This is a genomic window from [Zimmermannella] faecalis ATCC 13722 (assembly GCF_000381765.1).
In the GTDB taxonomy this organism is placed as follows: Bacteria; Actinomycetota; Actinomycetes; order Actinomycetales; family Microbacteriaceae; genus Gulosibacter; species Gulosibacter faecalis.
Map to the genome: position 1 here is coordinate 1 of NZ_KB907077.1, position 20569 is coordinate 20569.

Here is a 20569-nt window from a genome sequence, read left to right on the forward strand (position 1 = left end):
GGCCCGCAATCGCGGTTCGTGTACGCCTGCGCGGTGCGGTAGATGGTGGCGTAGGTGCTGAAGTCTGAGGCATCAACAGCCGCGCGCGTGCGGAGGTCGGCGTGGAAGCGATCGAGCGCCGCGCGAAGGCTCTCGTCAGAGAGGTCGTCAAAATCGTGTGCCGTGCTGGTCATCTCGGGTCGTCTCCTTCCGTACCTGTTTGCCTTGGTTTCAGTCGACCACGACCCTGCGACATGTCCCGCTGTCGCCCGGCTCGCTGGCTTGGTTTCAGTGGATCACGACCCTGCGACATTTCTTCGCGTCGCCTGGTTCGCTGTCTTGGTTTCAGTGGACCATGACCCTGCGACATTTCCCGACGTCGCCCCCATCCACTGGCGCCTATCCGTCTGATCTCCGCTGACTGACGGTAATTTGCGGGTTTCGCGTTGAAAATGTCGCAAGTTGCCGTCAGTCGGCGGGGGTGGGGGAGAAGGTGTCGGAACTTCAGCTCACTACGCCTCTGCGACATTTCTTGGCGTCGCGCCATCCGCGGGCGACCATCCGTCTGGTCTCCGCTGGCTGACGGTAATTTGCGGCTTTCTCGCTGTAAATGCCGCGAGTTGCCGTCAGCCGGCGGGGCGGGAGGGAGACGGCGTTGGGGCCTCGGGCGCAGGAGGTCTGCGGGGTGCGTTGCTCGGCGCGTGCCCCGGAACCTCGAGCCTGCAGCACCGTGAGCCCGATCACGCGCCCTTCAGCCGAGCCGATCCTCGGCCAGCGAGCCCGGACCAAACAGGTCTCGGCCACGCGATTCCCGCTCACGCGACCAGACCCGGCCCACTGCATCCGCCGCCGGCCCACTGCATCCGCAGCCTGCTCGCCGCCACCGTTCGCCGGCCCGCCGTACTTGCCGTCAGTCCGCCGTATCTGCCATCGTCTTGCTGTTTTCGCAGCCTGCCCACCGCATCCGAAGCCACCCGACCGCATCCGCGACAAGCCGACCGCATCCACCAGCCAGGTCACCGCATCGCGCGCAGACCCACGGCGATGCGTCGTGCCTGCTGCATCCGCCGCTCGTACGTCGCGGCGACGAACACGAGCACGATGCCGGCGGCGGCGAGCCACGCCCACCAGGGGATGGCGATGTCGGGGAGCACGGTGCGTCCGGCGACGAAGACGTGTGCGATCGCCGCGATGATGCCGAGCACGAGCGGTGCCTGCAGCCGTCCGAGCGCGCCCACGAGAATGGTCGCGACGATGAGCACGGTCGCGAGGCCGATCCGCCACCAGCTCGGAGTGACGCCCTCGGAATTCACGAGCACGAAGAGCGCAAGGCCGAGGGGCGCCCCAACGGCGGCGAAACTGCGCAGGCCGGGCCGACCGCGCATCGCAATCGCGCCCGCCGCGACGCCGCAGAGCAGCACGGGGAGGAGCATCCAGACGTCCGCGGCCTCGACCCCCTCGGCGAACGCGATGCTCGCTCCCATCGCGGTGAACGACAGCGTTCCGAGGCTCGCGGCGACGACATCGCCGGCCCGCACCCGTTCCGCGACGGCGGACACCCCGAGCGCCACGAGCGCGCTCACGACCACGCCGATTGCGGTCGCGACAGGCGTCTCGGCGAGCACCCCGGTCACGATCGCCGTGAACAACACGGGCGCGCCCGCTGCGTAGACGCACCGCTCGGCCACAACCGACGCCTGAGGGAACACCCGCAGCACGAGCCACACTCCGGCCACCGACACGAGGCCGATGGCCCCGATGAAGTACGGCTCGGGGGAGGGGCCGCCGCCCCAGAGCCAAAGCAGCGCGATGATCGTGAGCCCCGTCGACCCCGCGCGGGCCAGCGCGCGCCCCACCGAAAACGCCCTCGGCAGCGTCGCGCCGAACGCGACGATCATCGCGGCAAGACCCGTCACGAGCAACGCCAGCTTCCCGTGATCAAGCTCGGAGGTCATGGTCGCGGTGAGCAGCGGCAGCGCGAGCACGAACAGCTCGGCGCGCGGCTTCGCGGTCTCATCGCGCCAGTGCCGCACGGCGGTCGTGACCGCAACGCCGAGGGCCGGTACCGATGCGGCGATGATCGCCCACCAGGTGCCGAGCGGATCGAAGTAGAGGGGCAGCGCGGTCAGCAGCAGCCACGCGGCCGGCCAGCGCAGCTGCGTCGACACCGCCCGAGGCAGCGTCAGCGCGGCACCGATCGCGGCGATCGCCGTCACGACCACCTGCGTCGCGACGTCGGCACGATACGCGTCGAGCTGCCCGAGCAGCGTGAGCCCGGCGACACCAATCGCGACAGCCGAGGCACAGGCGAGCGCGACCCCGCCAATGAGCGAGCCGACCGCATCCCGCTGCCACCACCACACCGCGGCGATGGCGGCCGGAACCGCCGCGACCACCGCGACGACGTCGAGCGGGCGCGCGGCCGTCACCGCGAGCGCCACCGGCATCACGGCGACGGTGACGAGCGTGGCCGCCAGGGCAGCAATCGCGATCGCGCGGCGAAGCGCCTCCGCGAGCTCCGCAGAGTGGGCGAGGATACGCAGGGTCGCGCCGAGCGCGAGGGTGACGCCCACGAGCGTGGCCGCGCCGAGGGTGAGCGAGACGGTCCAGCCCGAGAGGCCGCCCTGGGCGTTCCAGGTATCGAGCAGCCACGCGGCAACCGCCGCGAACCCGACGAGCACGCCGTGCGCCGCGACCGTGCCCGCCGCGGCACGAACCCACCGGCCGACGGGCGGGGCCGCGCGCCAGGCGACGGCAACGACCACGAAGTTGATCGCGAGCAGGGTGGGCGCGGCCGGGTATCTCTGCCAGTCGGTCACGAGGGCGCCGTTCGTCACAAACAGCGCGGCGACGGCTGAAATCGCGAGCTGCGCGGCGGCGCCCGAGTACCGGCCCGAGCGCGCGAGCGCGACGATGAACGCGGTCACCGCGACGGCAATGACGGGCGTCGCGACGAGGATCGCGAGCGGCTCGCCCGTGACGGTTGAGACGACGAATCCGGGCCCGAGCAGCGCGAGCGCCGCGGCGGGAATCCACGGCGCGGCCGCGCGCCAGCGAGGGTGCCGATTCGCCGCGACGACCGACAGCAGCGGCGCCGCGAGCACGACCGCAAATGCGAGCCAGTCGGCGACTTCGAACGGGCCGGTCCACGACCGGAGCAGGAGCCACAGCAGCGCCGCCCCAACGACGAGCAGATTCGTCGCCTCGGTCGCGAGGGTGTCGATCCTCGCGCGGGTGGCGACGCGCACGATGAGCGCGAGCACGGCCACGGTCATCGCCGCGATCGGCGCCTGCCCCACGGCCGCCACACCCTCGATCGTGTGCAGCAGCGCCCAGGTCGCCGTCACCGTTACCGGCACGATCCCGACGAGCGCGATCGCGGGCCCGCGGCCAGGTGACTCGTGCCGCGCGGCCGAGATCGCGGCCGCCACGATCAGCGCGAGCGTCAGCGCGGCGAGCGCAAAGTAGGTGACCGCGTATCCGTCGGTGTCGCGGACCAGCGCGAACATCGGGAACACACCGAGCGGCAGCGCGAGCGCGAGCCCGGCCCCGGCGAGCAGCGGCGGCTCGTGTTTCGAGAGCCTCGAGGCCGCGCCGAGCGCGCCGAGGCCGAGCAGCAGCGCGGGCACGAGCGTCAGCAGGAACAGCCGCGCGAGCGAGTCGAGCGGCGCGGCCGGGCCCCACTCGACAGGGGAGAGGAACGCATTGCCCCACGCGATCGCCGCAACCGAAATTCCGGCGGCCGAGAGCCACGCCCCGGGCGCAGCGACGCGGATGAACCGGGTCGCGATCAGCGCGAGTGCGAGGGCGGTCAGCGCGACGGTCGCGAGGGCCGAGCCGATGCCCGCGAAGCCCTCGAGCAGGGTCGCCGAGGCGATCGTGAGCGCCGTGCCCGCGACGCCGAAGGGCGCGCGGCCACGAGCGGGCAAGGTTTGGGCGGCCTGGGCCCGCGCATCCGCCGCAACCCGCGCATCCGCCGTTGCCTGCGCATCCGTGCCGCCCCGCGCATCCGCCCCCGCATCGAGCCGCGCCACAACAACCAGCGCCACCCCGAGCGCGAGCGCGACGCAGAGGGTCGGATACACGGCCGGGCCGGGGAGCCCCGCGGCACCAACCGTGAGCAGCACGCCCGCGACGCCCGCGCCGATGCGGGTGAGCGCGCGCCGTGGGAGCACGTCGGAGTCGAAACGCATACCGACGAGCGGGAGCGCGGCGAGTGCCGCCGTCAGGAACGCGGGAATCGCGAGCGCGGAGCGCCCCGCCACGTCGTCACCGTTGGCGGCGAGGTCGACGCCGACAACGGTGATGTGCCAGAGGAACATGACCACCGGAACCACCGCGGCAACGGCCGCCGCGATCGTACTGACCTGCACGATCGACCGCCGACTCGGAGCCCGGAGCGGCAGCCGCTGCCAGACGAGGGCGAGCGCCACGAGCACGGGCAAGGCATAGGGGAGCCCCTGCCCGGGGTCGACCGCGTCGGAGCCAGCGGCCGTCGCGAGCTGCCCCACCTTGTGCCCGAGCGCGAGCGCGTGCCACGCGACAAGCGCCGCGGCGATGTGCGCGAACGCGCCGAACGGACCGCCCGGCCGCGCGCGATCGTGCCAGAACACGATCGCCAGCGAGCCGCCGAGCGCGAGCAGCATCGAGACGACCGCGATTGTCGTGTCGACGGTGTCGGTGCGGCCGAGCCCCGCGGCGAGCGGCGCAATCGCACCCGCGAGCAGTCCGATGCCGAGGTTGAGTCCGACCGGCAGCGGGTCGGGCGCGCGCCCGCCCTCCGGCGTCGACGTGCGCCAGAGCAGGGGAGTTGCCGCGCTCGCCGCGGCGGCCGCGGCGAACGAGAGCCCCCACAGCGCGTCACCGCCCGGCCGCAACTGGGTGAGGGAAGCGACGAGCAGCAGCACCGCGGGGACCCCCGTGAGCGCCGCGACGAACTTCGGCGTCGCGAGGCCGCTGAGCCGGGCCCAACCGAGGAGTATCGCCGTGAGTCCGGCGAGCGCCGTGCCCCAGTACGACGCCGGGTCGGCCACGTCGAGCCCGAACATTCCGAGGGCGCGCACCGCCCAGAAGTCGAGCCCGAGCAGCACGACGCCGAGCACCGCCACGCCCTCGGCCGTCGCCGTCATCTTGCGGCGCCCGAGCCAGCTCGCGGTGGCGATGACCGTCGCGGTGACCGCGGCCGTGATCAGCGCCTTCACCATCAGGTCGAACAGCACGAACGCGACCGTCAAGAACACGATCGCCGCGACCGCGAGGAACGCGATGCCCGTCACGAGCAGCGCGAGCTGCACGCCCGAGCGCTTCGGCTTCGCGGGCTCTGCGGCCGCGGCCTGCGACGGAGTCGCGCGCGCGCCCCACCCGCCTGCCGCATCCGGCGCCGATGTCATCCAAGCGCCGGCGATCGACGGACGCGCGGGCTGCGCCGACGGCGCAGTGTCAGGCGTGGATACGCGGGGCTCAGGAGGCGCGGGCGGCGCCGGTGGCGTCGAGCTGATCGGCTCGACCGGATGCACGGGCTCAGCCGAAATCTCGGGCAGCGGCGGCATCTCGTCGGCAGCGGCAGTGGAGGCGGTAGCTGGCGCCTCCGCCTCGGACTCGATCCGCGTATCCTCGGCCTCGCGCTGCGTGCCGATGACCCCCTGCAGCAGCTGGCCGCGCAGACTCAGCGCCGTCGCCGCGCGCTCCGAGAGCGTGAAGACATCCGCGAGCCGCGCATCCGTCAGGTCGAGGCCGCACTCGCCGCAGGCATCAGCGCCCCGCGTCGCGGTGAAGCAGTACGGGCACATCTCGACCGACCGAAGCTGCCGCAACGAGGCCGGAAACTCCGGATGCTCGCGTCTGCCATCGGTATCCATGTGGGCCCCCTGAAACGACGTCCTGAACCGAACAGTAGCGAGCCGCGGAGGCGGCGTGGCGATTCATCCACAGGATCACTCTCACGCCGACGGACACCGCACAGAATTCAGCCCAGCGGTGGAGTCGGACGATCGAACCAGCGAAATTCCGCTACACTTGCGGAGTCTTGCAGCACTGCAATACGCGGGGATGTAGCTCAATGGTAGAGCCCCAGTCTTCCAAACTGGTCACGCGGGTTCGATTCCCGTCATCCCCTCCAAATTTCCGGAGTTTCACGTACGCACGCATCCTTCCGACCTCCGCGGACTGACGGTAATTCGCAACGATTCCACTGAAATTCCCGCAAGTTGCCGTCAGTTCGCGATAGTGATGACCGTGACATGGCTGCTGAGCCGACACCGTGCATCTGCCCGCGCTCATCCGCCGCCCGCCCTATCCGCACTACCTTCGCTAACTGACGGCAATGTGCGGCTTTTCGGCTGAAAAAGCCGCAAATTGCCGTCAGTTAGCGGAAGAGAAGGCATGGGCGTCGACCTCGCGGGCGGCACACTGCGCTCCAGGGCAGCACGCCTCGCTACCCCGCCGCGCGCCCCGAAATCTGGTCGCTCACGGCGTGCGTGAACGCGAGCGGATTCGGCGCGACGCCGTGCTCCGCACTCCGGGCGACGTGGTCGTGCCACGCCTCGAGCAGCGCGAGCCGCTGATCGGCGTTGAAATCGAGCGCCTGCTCGACAATCTCCTGCCAGGTGCCGCCGGTCATCCCAAACGCCTCGGCAAGCTTCGGCGCCGCCACCGGCAGCGACGCCGCGGTCGCCTCATCGAGCATGCCGATCGCGTCGAGCACATAGGAATCCAGCAGCCGCAGCATCGGGCTGCCGTCGTAACGGTCGGTCTCGCTCATGCCCACGACCCTGCCAAACCCGATCGCGAGCGCAGGTCAGCCGCCCGGCGCGCCCGAACACCGGGCGCATCCGGTCACTCCGACGGCAGCCCCTGCGCGGCCAACCACGCGCGCATGTGCTGACGGCCGTAGAGCCCGCGCTCGGTGCCGAGCCGGCGTCCGAGCGTGAACGCCCAGCTGTAGTTGTTGCGGTCGTAGCCCGCGTAGTAGTCGGCGAGCGTCTGCTCGTACTCGTCGGCGGCGTCGCGCCACGCCTCGGCGTCGTACTGCTCCTCGTGCAGCACGGCGCGCTGGGGGAGGCGCGGCTTCGTGCCGGCGGGCTCGTCGGGGTCGGGAACCCCGAGCGCAATACCGACGATCGGGAAGGTGTACGGCGGCAGCGCGAGCTCGTCGACGAGCGCGTCGGGGTCGTTTCGCACCGATCCGACGAACACTCCGCCGAACCCGAGCGACTCGGCGGCGAGCAGGGCGTTCTGCCCCGCGATACCGGCGTCGACGAACGACACGAGCGTGTTCTCGAGGTAGTGGAGCGTCTTCACCTCCTCGCCGCGGCGGCCAGCGATCTGCGCCGCGCGCTGAAAATCGGCGACCCAGATGAGGAACACCGACGCGCGCTCGATATACGGATGCCCGCCAAGCGCCTTCGAGATGCGCAGGAGACGCTCCCGGTCACGCACCGCGATGATGCTCCACGCCTGCAGATTCGACGACGTCGACCCCGACTGCGCCGCCGCGACGATGAGCCGCAGCTGCTCGTCGGTCACGTCGCCCGGCAGGAACCGGCGCACCGACCGGTGCCGCAGCTGCAGGTCGATGACGTCGGTGCTCTCGCCGACGTCGAACCCGGGCTCGGTGCCGTAACGGCGCTCGACGAGGTCGCGGGTGTCGGCTTGAGTTTCGGTGTCAGTCGCAGGGTTCGGCAACGCGGTGCTCCTTCGTCGGGTGGATTCGTGGTGGTCGTAGTGATCGGGTTGGGCCGAGCGGGGCGGATACGCGCCTCGGCGATCTCGCGCGTCACCCGCCGCTTCGCTACCGTCGCGACACATCGGGGTGACCCGCGAGGTAGAAGCGACGTGGCGTATCCGCGCCCTTCGTGAGGCCGATGCGGGTGGTCGTGACGATCTCGTCGTCGGCGGGTTCGGGGCCGCGGATGAGCCGCAGCGGCGGCTGCTCGAGCGGATGCCCCGTGAGCGCGAGGTCGATGCCGAGCGCCTGACACACCTTGCCGGGCCCGTTCGTGACCTGTTTGCGGGGCGTGCCGCGGCGCGCGAGCATCGTCTCGAGGCCGTCGACCGGTTCGACCGCGCGAATAAGCACGCCCGACCCGTGGCCTGCGACACCCGCGACGACGTTGAGGCAGTGGTGGATGCCGTAGCTCAGGTACACGTACGCGTGGCCGGCCGCGAGGAACATCGCCGCGTTGCGGGGCGTCGGGCCGCGGAACGTGTGGCTCGCGGGATCCTCCTGGTCGTACGCCTCGACCTCGACGATGCGCGCGCTCAGCCGCTCGCCGTCGAGTTCGCGCACGATTGTCGCGCCGAGCAGGCGTCGCGCGGCGGTTTCGGCATCGGTCACGAGCCACTCCCAGGCCGATGACGTCGATGCGATGCTGCTCACTTGGTCTAGCCTGGCACGCATCCTTGGTAGAGTCATTCGCCGGGGCATCGTGTGACGGTCAGAGTCGTGACCTGAGACGTGCCACCAACGGGACGTGGCGCAGTTTGGTAGCGCGCCTGCTTTGGGAGCAGGATGTCGCAGGTTCAAATCCTGTCGTCCCGACAAACAAGACCCCGACTCCCCAGTAATTTGCTGGCGAGTCGGGGTCTTTCTCGTTTCCCAGGTTCACTCGCAAATGCGCCCTGCTACAAATCCTCTACAAGTCGCACCGGAACCACCAGCGCACGACGTCGCGCCTCAGACACGGCATCGACGACCTCGTCGAGGCGATCAGGCCAGAGATGCCCGTACACGTCGAGCGTCATCGTCGCCGACTTGTGCCCGCACATCAGCTGGATCAGCTTCACGTCAGCGCCGGCCGCGATCGCGTTCGACACGGCCGTATGCCGCAGCCCATGAATCGTGAACCCGTCGAGCCCAACCTCACGGATTGCTGGCGCCCACACGCGGTTGCGCCAATTCTTGTCATCGAGCGCTTCGCCTCGAGGTGATTTGAACACCCAGCCGACACGGTCCTTGCGTTCGGTCGCCTCGAGCAGCGCGACCACGTGGGCGGGCAGTGGCACGGTGCGGCGCTCCCAGCCCTTCGGTGGGCCGATTACCCGCTTCCCTGTCTTGTCGACCGTCCACGTGCTGCGAACCCGCACACGGCGCTTGTGCAGGTCGACGTCACGCCAATCCAGCGCGCACGCCTCATTGATGCGCAGCCCCGTATAGGCGAGGAACTGCACGAGCGTGTAGCTGACCTGGCCATCCGACTCGTTCACGGCGCGCTTCGGCCGCGGGATCGTCCTCACTGCGTCGGCGAGCAGCTCCACCTCGAGGTAGCTGAGCGCGGGCGTCTCATCGTCGCCATCGTCAGGCTGGGGGAGCTCGATACGGCGCAGCGGGTTCTCGGTGATCCAGCGCTGTTCGAGCGCCCACCTCATCGGGGAGCCGAATGCGATCCCGACAATGCCCTGCACGGTCTTCGGCGCGAGCCCGCCAACATTCCGGCGCTTCGCATCCTGCGAGATCGGCGCCGTGCCGCTCGTGAGCTCATCCACCCACGTCTCGACCGCTGCACGGTCGATCTGCCCGATCGGCATCGACCCCCATTTGGGTCGCACCCACCGGTCGAGGTCGCGCGTGTACCGCCAGATCGTCGACCCCTTCGCTTTCCGCTTCGACGCGAGCCAGAGCGTGGCGACGTCGTCGAACGTTTTGCCGGCGTTCTCGGGGGAGGTGTACCGGCCGACGCGGAGGTCTTCGTCGAGACTGGCCGCGTACTCGTCGGCAGCTGCCCTCGTCGCGTACGTGCGGGTGCGCTGCTTACCCTGCGGGTCGACCCAGCCAACCCGCCAACGGTTCCCCTTCCCGAACCGCGCGGTACGGAATTCGTCGGGCAGTGACTTGATCTTGCGCAGCTGCGCGGCGGTCGGCGCGACGCGCTCGCCGCCAATGATCGCGGTCTTGGTCCAGAGGTCAGTGACCCAAGATTTCGCCATGAGAGCGCCTTTCAAGCGGTCGCGCGCCAGAGCTGTTCGGCGCGACGGGAGTTAGTGGGGTTTGAGAACCAGGTGCGGAGCATGTGCGGCGTGACCTCGAGTTCGGTGCACCACCGTTCGGGATGGTCGGGGTAGACGAGGGCGCAGTCGACGACGGTGTCGACGGTGATCAACTGGCCGGCTGCCCAACGGTCGGCCTGCAGCTCGGTGTGCTCGTCCGAGTGTGAATGCTGATGGAACGCATGGCCGAGTTCGTGCGCGAGCGTGCAACGCTCCTGGATGGGCGTGAGCCCGTGGCGGAGGGTGATGAGGCGGCGGTCGCGATACCAGCGGCCGGCCTCGTCTTGGTGGCGCCAGCGGACACGAATGCGGTGCAGGTCGGCGTGCTCGAGTGGATCCCACATGGGCCGAGTGTCGAGCATGCCTCCGACATCAACGGCTGTCGTCGTCGAGCTCACCAATGCCCTGGTCGGTTTTCTCGGCCGCGTATGGCTGGTCTGCGATCTCGGCCTCTATGTCCTCCTCGACTGCGCGTAGGTGAGTTGGGCGGGTGTCGGGGATGAAGTCGTTTTCGATGCCGGCGGGGAAGGTGACGACGTTGTCGTCGTCCTCGTCGTCCTCGTCGTGCGCGTCCGTCTCGTCTGCGGTCGCGATGAGCTGCTTGATGTCGAGGCTCTTCGGCTCGGGCGTCTCGATTGCGGGGAGCTGCTTGAGTTCTTCCGCGACGTGCTTCGCGAACTCTTCGTCGTGGACGATCTTGGCGATCCAGATCTCGGGCGACTGGCCGACGAACAGGCAGATGATCTCGATGTCGTTGAGTGAGAACGAGAACTTGCCATTGAGGCGCTCCCGTACGTACTTCTCCGAGCGGCCGAGGCGTCGCGCGAGGCCGCGCCCAGTGAGGCGCTCCTCCTTGAGCCAGGTGTAGCGGACAGCCGCGGTTACGAGGCGTGCAAAGTGGCCAGGGGCGTCCAGTGGCTGTTGATTCATGGCGTAAACGCTACCTTGTGAGACGCATTTTCCGCCATGTTGCGACGCAAATTTGCAGGTCAGCGACATAATGCGTCCTTCGGGTATACAAAATGCGTCCTTGCGGGCTTGACACTGCGTCTGTCAGGACGCAATATGGTGACCATGAGCACACCACACACCTCCCCGGCACGGCGGACTCAGCTGTCGCTGCTGGTGGCATCCAATGTTCGAGCTGAGATGGCGCGGCAGCAGAAGGGCCTGTCTGACCTCGCTGAGATCCTGCACATCGGGTCCCGAGCTGCATCGGCTCGGCACAAGGGCGACCAGCCGTTCTCTCTCAACGAGATCGCAACGCTCGCGCCCTGGCTGGGCGTCACTGTCGACTATCTGTTCTCCGAGCCGGCTGCACTCGCTAGCTGACAAGAAAGCCCCGCACCGCTGCAACGGCCGGGGCATGGAAGAGGAAGGAACCCTCAACATGTTCAGTATCCCATCCCGACTGCTCGAGCTATTCCGCCGAGCAACAGAAGAGGTCAAGTCTGTCGAGGCGATCGACGGACTCGACACCCCCATCTTCTACGAGCTCCTGCGAGGCCGGCGATGAACGCCCGCGACTGGTCTCGCCCGGAGACGCACCCGGAGCAGCTCGAGCGCCGCATCAACGAGGTCGGCATCGACGAAGCCCTCGGCCTCATCCCTTGGGTGTCGCGATGATCGTCGACATCAGCACGGGCGAGTATCTCGATGAGCACGAGGCTGAGCGAGACGCCTTCACGTACGCCGGTGACACGGCAGCCAAGTTCTGGGCCGGCGCACTCTCTACCACCGAGGCAGCGAAGGATGCCTGTCGGGCAGAACGCCAAGTCCACTTTCTCAACATTTGGGAATTGCCCGCGGTCTGCGGGTCCTAATCAAATTCATTCCGCCCATATCTGAATTGGGCATTAGCAGCTGAGGAGTTGCATCGTGGGAGTTATCCCAATGGAGCGACGTTTGTCGATTCCAGAAACAGAATCCGAGAACACTCACGTCATTCTCGTGTCGCCCAAGACGTTGGCCGAGCTGCTCGACGTCGCCGTGACGACGCTGCAGGAATGGCGCGATCAGGGGTATGGCCCGCGCTGGTTCAAGCTTGGCCGACTCGTGCGCTACCGCCTCGACGAGGTGTGGTCGTGGGTCGAGAGTCTCGAGGCTGCATCGTGAGGGCGCTCGTCGGCTGGGTGATCGTGATCGCCCTCGCGTTGGTCGGGGTCGTGGGCCTCGGGCACACGCCGTCGAACTTCGCGTGCTCGCTGCTGCTGGTGCCTTGCGCCCTCTACGCGGCCGTCGCGCCGAACGGGGATGAGCCGCGATGAGCATCGACTTCACGGTCGAGGGCGTGCCCGCGCCGCAGGGCTCGAAGAACGCATTCGTCACACAGAAGCAGGGGGAGCGACCCCGGGCGGTGGTCGTCGACAAGAACCCGGACGCATTGAAGGCGTGGCGCGAACAAGTTCGAGTTGCAGCCCGCGCGACCGGCGCCCGCATCGAACGCGGCGTGCCCGTCCGGGTCGATCTCATCTTCTGGATGCCGCGCGGCAAGACCGTCAAACGGGAGCTGCCAACGGTGAAGCCCGACCTCGACAAACTCACCCGCGCGATCGGCGATGCGCTCACGGATTCGTGGCTAATCGCCGATGACTCACAAATCGTCACCTCAACACAAACAAAGAAATACGCGACCGAAACAGAACCAGCAGGGGTTCGTATTCGCGTCACTCAATTGGAAGGAAATTAACCATGTCGAAAGAATTCCAGCTCTCGGGTCGACTTCCGAACAGCGAACGCAATGGGCTCGAGGCACACGCTCGCGCGTTCCTCGATGTTGATGCGCCGGCGCCGTCGATCGTGATTGCTCGCATCGAGCGCAAGTCGCGGAAGGTCGACGACGACACGGGCGATGTGTCGGCGCTCGCGAAGATCACGCACATCGAGGTCGTCGAGGAACCGGAGGAGCTGAACCACATCGAGGAGCTGCTGTCGGCACTCGCAAATGCCCGCTCGGGTGACGAACCACTCCCGATGGTGGTGGAGCGTGAGGCGGATCTTGAGTCGCCTACGGATGGGTTCGCGGAGCTCGACGAGACGTTCGGGGGTGACCTCTAATGGCTGTCGACGAGATCTGGCGGCCAACGCATATCCGTGGTGACCGCTATGAGGTGAGCAACCTCGGGCGCGTTCGGTCGAACTGGTGCGGCGGTCGAATCCTGGTTCAGGCGGTCATTCCAGACGATGGCCACAAGACCGTCAAGTTTTTCTTCGACGGTAAGCAACGCAACGTGTACGTCCACCAGCTTGTGGCTAAGGCGTTTCTCGAGGAAACCGGCCCGCTCGTCCGGCATCTCAATGGTGACCCTGGCGACAACCGCGTCGCAAACCTCGCCTACGGAACGAACTCAGACAACATGCTCGACGCCGTCAGGCACGGCACTCTCCCCAATACCGCGAAGACCCACTGCGTCCGTGGACATCAGCTGTCTGGCGACAACATCTACGTCTATCCGCGAGGACGCAGCTGGGAGCGAGTTTGCAAGGAATGCAACCGGATCCGCACTGAGAAGTACAAGAACAAGAAGATGGGAGTCGCAGCGTGAGCGCGAAAGAAAAGCCTCGGTTCAAGCGGCGGAATTTCGGCCGTGGGCACGGCTACCAGTACCTCGACGCCGAGGGGCAGTACCAGAAGATGGACGGCGTCACGACGCTGCTCAGCAATGGTCTGCCGAAGCCGGCGTTGATCAACTGGGCGGCGAACACCACCGCTGACTACGCGGTGAACAACTGGGATGAGCTGGCAGAGATGCCGATCGCGTCGCGACTCAAGACCCTCAAGGACGCCCGCTACGCGGATCGCGACGCTGCGGCAAAGCGAGGCACGGAAGTGCACGACCTTGCGGAGCAGCTGGCGCACGGCGAGGACGTCGAGGTGCCGGACGAGATCCGCGGGCATGTCGAGTCGGCGGCCGCGTTCCTCGATGACTTCGAGGTCGAGCTGATCCTCTCCGAGACCCCGTGCTTCCACGAGAAGGCGCTGTACGGCGGCACGTTCGACCTGCTGCTGCGGTCGAAGAAGTTCCCGGGGAAGGTCATCCTCGCGGACTGGAAGACGAACCGGTCGGGCATCTACCCGGAGACCGCGCTGCAGCTCACCGCGTACGCGAGGTCGACGCACTACGCGAAGGCCGATGGATCCCTCGGGCTGACGGCGGATCTCGGCATCACGGATCTGTGGGCGATCTGGATCCGCAGCGACGGCTATGCGGTCTACCCGATGGAGTTCTCGCAGGCCACCTGGCATGCGTTCGGGCATATCGCGCAGGTCGCGAAGACGGCGTCGAACCGTGACGTCGCAGACACATGGAAGAAGCCGGAGATCGTTGCTCCGTCGAGCAAGGAGGAAGCAGCATGAGCGAGGAAATCATCGAGGTTGAGGCGTTCGACGAGGAGCAGGGCGCCGAGGTTGCCCGGCGTGACGATAACGGTGTGGCGCCGTCGCGAGACCAGGCGATCACTCGAGGGTCTGCAGCGCTGGTGCAGTTCGCCTCGGATCTTCGTCTGGCCTATAACGCGAGCCTGTCGCTGGTGAAGACGAACTTCGTTCCGCAGTCGCTGCAGGGCCGGCCGGAGCAGGCGGCGGCGGCGATCGTCACGGGCCTCGAGCTGGGGCTGACGCCGATGGCGTCGCTGCGCTCGATTGACATCATTCAGGGCACTCCCGCTCTGCGCGCGAACACGCTCCGAGCGATCGCGCTCGCGAAGGGCCACGAGATCTGGGTCGAGGAGTCGACGTCGCAGCGCGCGGTCGTGAAGGGCAAGCGCCGCGGTACCGAGAACATCGAGACGGCCATGTGGGATATGGACCGTGCGAAGCAGATGAAGCTCACAGGCAAGGACAACTGGCAGAAGCAGCCGGCGGCGATGCTCGTGGCCCGTGCGACTTCGGAGCTGGTTCGCCGGATCGCTGCGGATGACGTTCTTGGTCTCTCGTATGTGGCTGAGGAGTTGGAGGATGACGGCCCTGTGGAGTCGACGCCGGCGAAGCCTTCGACGCGGACGGTGTCGCGGAAACGGAAACCGCAGGAGGCCGTAGAAGCGCCCGAAAAGTCGGAGCCTAAACCCTCACCCGAACCCGTGGCGAAAGTGTCACAGAAGGCTGATGCGCAAGCGCCAGAGGGTGCCGAGCCGGTGAAGGACGAGCTTAAGCCGGTCGACGAGGTGCCGATGGTGCTCGACGAGGACGTGCCGCCGCTTGATGATGACGCGTTCCCGAATCTGCCGGAGGGCTTCAACTAATGAACCCTGCGGATGTTGAGCAGCAGATCATGGCGCTCACGAGCGAGCTCGAGAAGGGTTCGCAGATCGTGTCGGAGCGTCAGGCGAAGGCGGAGCAGCTCGAGCGTGAGTACGACCGGGAGTTCGCGAAGGCGTATCTGGCTGCTGAGGGTCCGCAGGCCGAGAAGAAGTATCGCGCGGAGCTGGCGGTGGGCCAGCTCCGCGCGGACGCGGAGATCGCGCGCTTGGAGTTCACGCATGCGCAGCGGCATTACCGCGGTTTAGAGACTCGCCTGTCGGCGTGGCAGACGGTGGCGAAGAGCATCGCTGCTGCGTACGTGGGCACGACTGGAAGGGGCCGGTAATGGCCAAGCAAAGGAAGATCCACCTCGAGGTGATCACTCGATTCGAGCAGGAACGCGAACGGGCACGAAAGACTGCCGTGCACCTCGAGCAGGCGCTCGCGGCAGCCGAGTCGGATCTCGAGTTGGCGATGAAGAAGATCGAGGAACTCTCGAATGAGAACCGTCGAATCGACGACGCGCTGATCAAGACAGAGCTCAAGTCCGATGAGGAAGTTGGAACGCTCCGGCAGCAAGTCGAGTTCTGGCGGAACGAGGCGATGACGCGCAGCGAGCAGCTGCAGGCCGCGCAGAAGGAGCTTGAGAAGGCTCGAGCAGGCGACCTCGAAGGGAAGTTCGTTACGACGGTCGCCGACCTCACGGTGAACCACATTGGCGCCGTCGTGAAGGTGCACATCGACAGCAAGTTCTGGATTATCGACAAGCTCGTCGCGCTCACGTTCCGGGAGGGCTACGGCACGGTCGCCGACGTCGCGTTCGAGACCGCCGGCATCGGCGGTAATGGCGTTCGGAAGGGCTACGCGGTTGATCTGACGCAGGCGGCGGAGATCGTCGAGCCTGCGGTCGAGGAGTTGCCGTTCTGATGGCCGCGCCAACGAAATCGATGCGCGAGCTCGTGCTCGCACGTGATCACTACCGCTGCGCGGCATGTGGGCGGATGCGGCCCCTCGAGTTCCAACACCGCCAGGCGGTGGGCATGGGTGGCTCGCGGCTGCGGCCGGAGGCGTGGGAGGGGCTCACGCTGTGTCAGCCCTGCAACTCCCGAGCGGAGCGCGACATGCAGACGTCGGCGCTCAAGCACGGCTGGAAGGTCAGACGGTGGATCCCGCACGCGGGTGTTGTGCCGGTGTACTACGCCTGGCGCGGGCAGTGGTGCGTGCTGGACCAGGGCGAGGCACTGCCAATCACAAACGAAGAGGCTGACGCGCTGATGGTGCAGGCGTACGGCGATGAATACGAGGAATGGAGGGAAGCAGCATGAGTAAGGACGTGGACCAGGATGGCTGGTCGTCGGTGCCGAACTGGGTGATCCGCGACGCGCCCCTCGACAACGCAGAGAAGCTGCTGTTCATCGCGCTGATGAACCGCGCTAACAGCCGAGGCGAATCGTGGCCGTCGCTGACGACGCTCGCGACCGACGTCGGGCTGAGCGAATCGACCGTGAAGCGACGTCTGCGGAAGCTCGAGGACCTCGGTCTAGTGACACGCATCCAACGGTCGAACAGCGACGGAAAACAGATCAGCAACCTGTACCAGGTGAACCCGTTCCGGCCCGGTCACAGTGACCTGGCTAGGGAGGTCACAGTGACCGGGGGAGGGGGTCACAGTGACCTACGAAGTACTACCCAGAGAAGTACTACCCAATTGGGGCGACGCAAACCCGAAACGGCATTGCCGGATGACTGGGAGCCGACCGAAGCGAACGTGAAGTACGCGGCCGAGAACGGCATCGATCTCATGCACGAGCTCGGGCAGTTCAAGAGCTGGGCGCTCGCGAACGACCGCCGATACCGGGATTGGGGCGCCGGGTTCCGTACGTGGCTCGGGAACGCGAAGAAGTGGGCGAAGCCTGCGCAAGAGCAGTCCGAGAACGCCTACGAGTGGGATTGGGCGAACTGATGATCGACAACGAACGAACAGTTCTCGGCGCGCTCATGCTCGACTCGCGCTACCTCGGCGAAGCAATGAAGGCCGTCGCAGCAGAAGACTTCCAAGACGAACGTCTCGGCAGGATCTTCCGCGGCATGGTCGACATGCAGGGCCTCGGCGAGCCGGTTGACGTGATCACGGTGAGCGGCAAGCTCAAGACGTGGGGCGTCATCGGTATCGAACCGGCTGATCTTCACACGTGGGTGGGCGAGGTGTTCACCGCCGCGAACGTCTCCTACTACGCCGAGCTTGTTGCTCGTGCAGCGTTGGAACGTGGCGTGGTGAAGGTCGCGACGCAACTGCGCGACTCCGCCGGTGATCCCGTCTCGGCAGTGCGTGAGGGCATGAGCGCGTTGGAGGGGCTGCAGAAGCGTGCCGCCGGCGCCGACTTCCAGCTCCGCACGGTGCGCGATCTCCTCGACTTCGACACGTCGCATGACTGGCTGATCTCGGGCCTGCTTGAGCGGAAGGACCGGCTCATGCTGACCGGATTCGAGGGGCTGGGCAAGTCGACGTTCCTGCGGCAGCTGGTGTTCGCCGCTGCGGCGGGTGTGCATCCGTTCCGTGATTGGCAGTCGATCACCCCGCGTAGGTGTCTCGTGATTGATGCGGAGAACACCGAACGGCAGTGGGCGCGCGCCGCGCGGGGTCTGGTCTCGCAGGTGTCGAACCTGCAGGCGGACGGGAATCTGTCGGAGAACCTCGCGGTCGCGAACATTCGCCGAATTGATATCACTCGCCCGGACGAGCTGATGCAGATTCACCAGCTGGTGGATCGAGTGAACCCGGACATTGTGATGATCGGCCCGCTGTACCGCCTGACGAAGGGTGCGATCAACGACGACGACGAGGCGGCACCTGTGCTCGCCGCGTTGGACACGCTGCGCGATCGCGGCCTGGCGTTGCTGATCGAAGCACACGCGGGCAAATCGATGTCGAAGACGGGGGAGCGGCAGCTTGCCCCTCGAGGGAGTTCGGCGCTGCTCGGCTGGCCAGAGTTCGGGATGGGTTTGCGGGTGACTCCGAAGGGCAAGCCGGGCGAGGTGGATCTCGTCCGTTGGCGTGGCGACCGAGAGGAGCGGATGTGGCCGAAGCGGTTGATCAAGTCGTCGAACGGGTTGCCGTTCCAGGAGGTGCAGTCATGAGGATTCTCACAGTGCGTCAGCCGTGGGCGTGGGCCCTCGTGCATGGAGGGAAGGACGTCGAGAACCGTTCGAGGAATCTTGCGGGCTCGTACCGGGGTCCGGTGGCGATTCACGCCGGGAAGCAGGAAGACAAGAACGCGTTCTCCCTGTCAGACTCGCGTGCGGCGCTCGACGCTGCGGCAACTCGGTTCGGCGCCGGCGGTCTCTTCTCTCCCTGGTGGGGCAATCACGGCCGCATCATCGGAGTGGCTGACCTCGTCAGCGTCCACCGGTCGCCGGAGTGCCTCGAGTTCCGCGACGGCACTTACGGCTATTGCTCGCCGTGGGCAGAGCCTGACTCCATGCACCTGGTGTTCGAGAACCCGCAGTCGCTGTGGGAACCGATCGCATTCAAGGGCGCGCAGGGTCTTCGCCGCCTCGACGAGGAGACGACAGCTCTCGTGCTCGAGCAGATCGGCGGTGTCTCATGATGCGCCGCTGGAAGGTCTACCGCGGCCTCGTCTACTGGTGGGCGTCACCGGTCGGGATCCTCGGCCCGTGGGAGCCGTTCGACACGCATGCGGAAGCGATCGCGTACGCCGACAAGCAAGCGAGGGCTGGCAGATGATGTGCGTCAGGGGATGCCTGCAGGGTCCAGTCGATTCACCATCGCAGCGGCCCGCATGGAAGGGCCGCCTGTGCGAGTACTGCTACCGCCGGCTGCGTGACCATGTGAAGATCGCGGCACCGTTGGCGGGGCTGCTGCGCGAGCAAGTCGTTCCATCCCCGCAATCGGTGAAGTTCGGCGACGACCGGGTGCAGACGTCGCGTGAGGCGCGGATTCCGTTCCGGCCGATCCCGTCCATGCTGGTGGACGAGCTCACCGCGGTCGTGCTCGGCTGGGCCGCCGAAGCCTATCGGCTGCTCGGGCCGCGACTCACCCCGACAGGGTTCGTGTGGCTGAGCGAGACGATCGAACGACTCTCGCTGCAAGACGGTGCTGTGGCGCGGTTGCGGTCGACCGACGTTGGTGAAATCGCGCTCACGGTCGGGGAGGCACAAGCGTTCCTCCTCGACAGGTTCGACGACGTCGTCGGCCTCCCAATCGTCGCCGACCTGCATGACGAGGTCGTCGACGTAATCAGACGAGCACTCAACGCCACGGGGCAATCCCGGCTGCGTGTCGAGGACTCGATCGGATCACTCTGCCCTGTCTGTCTGACCCGTGAAGTTTGGGTGACGTGGGAGGCGGCAGAAGAGCCAACGGTGGTGTGTAAACGGTGCAGCCTCGTGCTGCATGCGGGAAAGGACGCATGATGCGAGATCTCGAAGGGGAGCGCGCGGACTGGTTGAACGACGAGGCGTGGCTTGAGGCTCGCCGGGAAGAGGCCGAGGCGCGGAGGTACCGGGTCGCGGAAGTGATCTATGAGGCGGCGATGGTTCAGGTCTCTCGCAGGCCGGCATTCGACGACCTGGAAGGGCATTGGCAGTCGCAGTACCTGCGGCAGGCAGCTGCGGTGCTCGACTTTTTGGAGGTGTCATGACGGAGCTGAATCGGCAGGTCGCGTACGTGCCTGTGTTTGTCGCCGAGTTGGCGATGGAGCTGCTGTACCGGTTCTCGGACAAGCAGCTGTCCGAGGCGGGGATTGATGTTGGTGTCGCGAATGAAGCGGCAGACGAGCTCGCAGAGTGCGGGTTCGCGATAGCAGAGGAAGAAGACGATGAGTAAGCCAATGCAGTACCGAAAGCGCCCCGTCGTGATCGAGGCGATGCAGTGGGACGGCAGCGCATCGAGCGCGAGCGACATCATCGACTGGGTCGTACAGCGCCCTGAATCGCTCTCGACGCCGACCTACTGGGGGACGAACGAGACCGAACATCGGCAGTACACGCAGCGCAGTAGCGCCGAGCACCTGAACACCTCGGTGTGGGAGCCGACGCACGCCATCACGGCGACGGGCGGAAACCACGCGCTGGTGACGCCGTCGCGTGAGCGGCCGAAGAACCACTACGCCGGCGACCTGCCGTTCGAGCTCGAGGACGTCTCTTTCCGCATACTTGGCCCTACTGAGCACCTGCGGGCGCAGCGGTTCTGGGAGGGCTACGACACCTCGGCGGCGAACAAGTCGGAGACGACGAGGGGCGCGGGCAACGCGGTGAGCGTGAACGTTGCGCACTGGATCGGCTCGAGCGTATTGGAGCATGCAGCGTGAGCGTGGTGGAATGCCTGACGTATGTCGTGGTCCGATC

At 66.9% G+C, this 20569-nt stretch carries 27 protein-coding genes and 2 tRNA genes; 22 read left to right on the forward strand and 7 right to left on the reverse strand.

Annotated features, from left to right (window positions below; genetic code table 11):
• Nucleotides 1-995: 995 nt before the first annotated feature.
• Nucleotides 996-5837 (reverse strand): hypothetical protein, encoded by a 4842-nt coding sequence (locus tag G328_RS16330; protein WP_154651524.1) that lies wholly within the window; start codon nucleotides 5835-5837, stop codon nucleotides 996-998.
• Between the two features lie 186 nt (nucleotides 5838-6023).
• On the opposite strand from G328_RS16330, the gene G328_RS0105775 reads away from it, so the two are divergent.
• Nucleotides 6024-6097, forward strand: a tRNA-Gly gene (locus G328_RS0105775).
• 315 nt (nucleotides 6098-6412) lie between these two features.
• On the opposite strand, the gene G328_RS15770 is transcribed toward G328_RS0105775, so the two are convergent.
• From G328_RS15770 to G328_RS0105790, 3 genes are all read right to left on the reverse strand, one after another.
• A complete protein-coding gene (locus tag G328_RS15770) occupies nucleotides 6413-6739 on the reverse strand; it encodes a hypothetical protein (RefSeq protein ID WP_154651525.1) in 327 nt (108 codons plus the stop codon).
• Between the two features lie 74 nt (nucleotides 6740-6813).
• Complete coding sequence (locus G328_RS14400; protein ID WP_019618395.1) at nucleotides 6814-7662, reverse strand: NADPH-dependent oxidoreductase; 849 nt, start codon at nucleotides 7660-7662, stop codon at nucleotides 6814-6816.
• Between the two features lie 106 nt (nucleotides 7663-7768).
• A complete protein-coding gene (locus tag G328_RS0105790) occupies nucleotides 7769-8356 on the reverse strand; it encodes a DNA-3-methyladenine glycosylase (RefSeq protein WP_019618396.1) in 588 nt (195 codons plus the stop codon).
• Nucleotides 8357-8444: 88 nt separating this feature from the next.
• Between G328_RS0105790 and G328_RS0105795 the strand changes: the two genes are divergently transcribed.
• Nucleotides 8445-8518 (forward strand) — tRNA-Pro (locus G328_RS0105795).
• A gap of 83 nt (nucleotides 8519-8601) precedes the next feature.
• On the opposite strand, the gene G328_RS14405 is transcribed toward G328_RS0105795, so the two are convergent.
• The 3 genes from G328_RS14405 to G328_RS0105810 are packed head-to-tail and all read right to left on the reverse strand — an operon-like array spanning nucleotide 8602 to nucleotide 10893.
• Nucleotides 8602-9903, reverse strand: coding sequence for a tyrosine-type recombinase/integrase (locus G328_RS14405; RefSeq protein ID WP_019618397.1), 1302 nt, complete (start codon nucleotides 9901-9903; stop codon nucleotides 8602-8604).
• Nucleotides 9904-9914: 11 nt separating this feature from the next.
• On the reverse strand, nucleotides 9915-10307 hold the full coding sequence (locus G328_RS14410) for an ImmA/IrrE family metallo-endopeptidase (protein WP_187325734.1): 393 nt from the start codon (nucleotides 10305-10307) through the stop codon (nucleotides 9915-9917).
• A 28-nt stretch (nucleotides 10308-10335) separates the two neighbouring features.
• On the reverse strand, nucleotides 10336-10893 hold the full coding sequence (locus tag G328_RS0105810; RefSeq protein WP_019618399.1) for a hypothetical protein: 558 nt from the start codon (nucleotides 10891-10893) through the stop codon (nucleotides 10336-10338).
• Between the two features lie 135 nt (nucleotides 10894-11028).
• Here G328_RS0105810 and G328_RS0105815 point away from each other — a divergent pair, with 135 nt between their 5' ends.
• From G328_RS0105815 to G328_RS0105920, 20 genes are all read left to right on the forward strand, one after another.
• Nucleotides 11029-11295, forward strand: coding sequence for a helix-turn-helix domain-containing protein (locus G328_RS0105815; RefSeq protein WP_187325735.1), 267 nt, complete (start codon nucleotides 11029-11031; stop codon nucleotides 11293-11295).
• 58 nt (nucleotides 11296-11353) lie between these two features.
• Complete coding sequence (locus tag G328_RS16820; protein WP_275401666.1) at nucleotides 11354-11479, forward strand: hypothetical protein; 126 nt, start codon at nucleotides 11354-11356, stop codon at nucleotides 11477-11479.
• Nucleotides 11480-11585: 106 nt separating this feature from the next.
• Complete coding sequence (locus G328_RS0105830; RefSeq protein WP_019618403.1) at nucleotides 11586-11786, forward strand: hypothetical protein; 201 nt, start codon at nucleotides 11586-11588, stop codon at nucleotides 11784-11786.
• 82 nt (nucleotides 11787-11868) lie between these two features.
• Nucleotides 11869-12078 carry a helix-turn-helix transcriptional regulator gene (locus tag G328_RS14415; RefSeq protein ID WP_019618404.1) on the forward strand — a complete coding sequence of 70 codons (210 nt, stop codon included), beginning with the start codon at nucleotides 11869-11871 and terminating at the stop codon, nucleotides 12076-12078.
• Nucleotides 12075-12230 (forward strand): hypothetical protein, encoded by a 156-nt coding sequence (locus G328_RS16465; RefSeq protein WP_019618405.1) that lies wholly within the window; start codon nucleotides 12075-12077, stop codon nucleotides 12228-12230. The genes G328_RS14415 and G328_RS16465 overlap by 4 nt, the downstream gene beginning before the upstream one ends.
• A complete protein-coding gene (locus tag G328_RS0105845) occupies nucleotides 12227-12652 on the forward strand; it encodes a RusA family crossover junction endodeoxyribonuclease (RefSeq protein WP_019618406.1) in 426 nt (141 codons plus the stop codon). The genes G328_RS16465 and G328_RS0105845 overlap by 4 nt, the downstream gene beginning before the upstream one ends.
• 2 nt (nucleotides 12653-12654) lie before the next feature.
• Nucleotides 12655-13020, forward strand: a complete 366-nt coding sequence (locus G328_RS0105850; RefSeq protein ID WP_019618407.1) for a hypothetical protein — start codon at nucleotides 12655-12657, stop codon at nucleotides 13018-13020.
• Entirely contained in the window at nucleotides 13020-13508 is a 489-nt protein-coding gene (locus G328_RS0105855) for an HNH endonuclease (protein WP_019618408.1), read from the forward strand. The genes G328_RS0105850 and G328_RS0105855 overlap by 1 nt, the downstream gene beginning before the upstream one ends.
• Nucleotides 13505-14320 (forward strand): hypothetical protein, encoded by an 816-nt coding sequence (locus G328_RS14420; RefSeq protein ID WP_019618409.1) that lies wholly within the window; start codon nucleotides 13505-13507, stop codon nucleotides 14318-14320. The genes G328_RS0105855 and G328_RS14420 overlap by 4 nt, the downstream gene beginning before the upstream one ends.
• Nucleotides 14317-15204, forward strand: coding sequence for a hypothetical protein (locus G328_RS0105865; RefSeq protein WP_019618410.1), 888 nt, complete (start codon nucleotides 14317-14319; stop codon nucleotides 15202-15204). The genes G328_RS14420 and G328_RS0105865 overlap by 4 nt, the downstream gene beginning before the upstream one ends.
• 29 nt (nucleotides 15205-15233) lie before the next feature.
• A complete protein-coding gene (locus G328_RS14425; protein WP_154651527.1) occupies nucleotides 15234-15548 on the forward strand; it encodes a hypothetical protein in 315 nt (104 codons plus the stop codon).
• Complete coding sequence (locus G328_RS0105875) at nucleotides 15548-16129, forward strand: hypothetical protein (protein ID WP_040904961.1); 582 nt, start codon at nucleotides 15548-15550, stop codon at nucleotides 16127-16129. The genes G328_RS14425 and G328_RS0105875 overlap by 1 nt, the downstream gene beginning before the upstream one ends.
• Nucleotides 16129-16527 carry an HNH endonuclease gene (locus G328_RS0105880; RefSeq protein WP_019618413.1) on the forward strand — a complete coding sequence of 133 codons (399 nt, stop codon included), beginning with the start codon at nucleotides 16129-16131 and terminating at the stop codon, nucleotides 16525-16527. The genes G328_RS0105875 and G328_RS0105880 overlap by 1 nt, the downstream gene beginning before the upstream one ends.
• Complete coding sequence (locus G328_RS16165) at nucleotides 16524-17165, forward strand: helix-turn-helix domain-containing protein (RefSeq protein WP_187325736.1); 642 nt, start codon at nucleotides 16524-16526, stop codon at nucleotides 17163-17165. Before G328_RS0105880 ends, G328_RS16165 begins: the two co-directional genes overlap by 4 nt.
• Nucleotides 17165-18340, forward strand: a complete 1176-nt coding sequence (locus G328_RS0105890) for an AAA family ATPase (RefSeq protein WP_019618415.1) — start codon at nucleotides 17165-17167, stop codon at nucleotides 18338-18340. Before G328_RS16165 ends, G328_RS0105890 begins: the two co-directional genes overlap by 1 nt.
• Nucleotides 18280-18810 (forward strand): ASCH domain-containing protein, encoded by a 531-nt coding sequence (locus G328_RS15775; RefSeq protein ID WP_154651528.1) that lies wholly within the window; start codon nucleotides 18280-18282, stop codon nucleotides 18808-18810. The genes G328_RS0105890 and G328_RS15775 overlap by 61 nt, the downstream gene beginning before the upstream one ends.
• A gap of 241 nt (nucleotides 18811-19051) precedes the next feature.
• Entirely contained in the window at nucleotides 19052-19636 is a 585-nt protein-coding gene (locus G328_RS0105905; protein WP_019618418.1) for a hypothetical protein, read from the forward strand.
• Nucleotides 19636-19863 carry a hypothetical protein gene (locus G328_RS0105910; protein ID WP_154651529.1) on the forward strand — a complete coding sequence of 76 codons (228 nt, stop codon included), beginning with the start codon at nucleotides 19636-19638 and terminating at the stop codon, nucleotides 19861-19863. The genes G328_RS0105905 and G328_RS0105910 overlap by 1 nt, the downstream gene beginning before the upstream one ends.
• Nucleotides 19860-20048 (forward strand): hypothetical protein, encoded by a 189-nt coding sequence (locus tag G328_RS0105915; protein WP_019618420.1) that lies wholly within the window; start codon nucleotides 19860-19862, stop codon nucleotides 20046-20048. The genes G328_RS0105910 and G328_RS0105915 overlap by 4 nt, the downstream gene beginning before the upstream one ends.
• Nucleotides 20041-20532 (forward strand): DNA cytosine methyltransferase, encoded by a 492-nt coding sequence (locus G328_RS0105920; protein WP_154651530.1) that lies wholly within the window; start codon nucleotides 20041-20043, stop codon nucleotides 20530-20532. The genes G328_RS0105915 and G328_RS0105920 overlap by 8 nt, the downstream gene beginning before the upstream one ends.
• The last annotated feature ends 37 nt before the right edge of the window (nucleotides 20533-20569 follow it).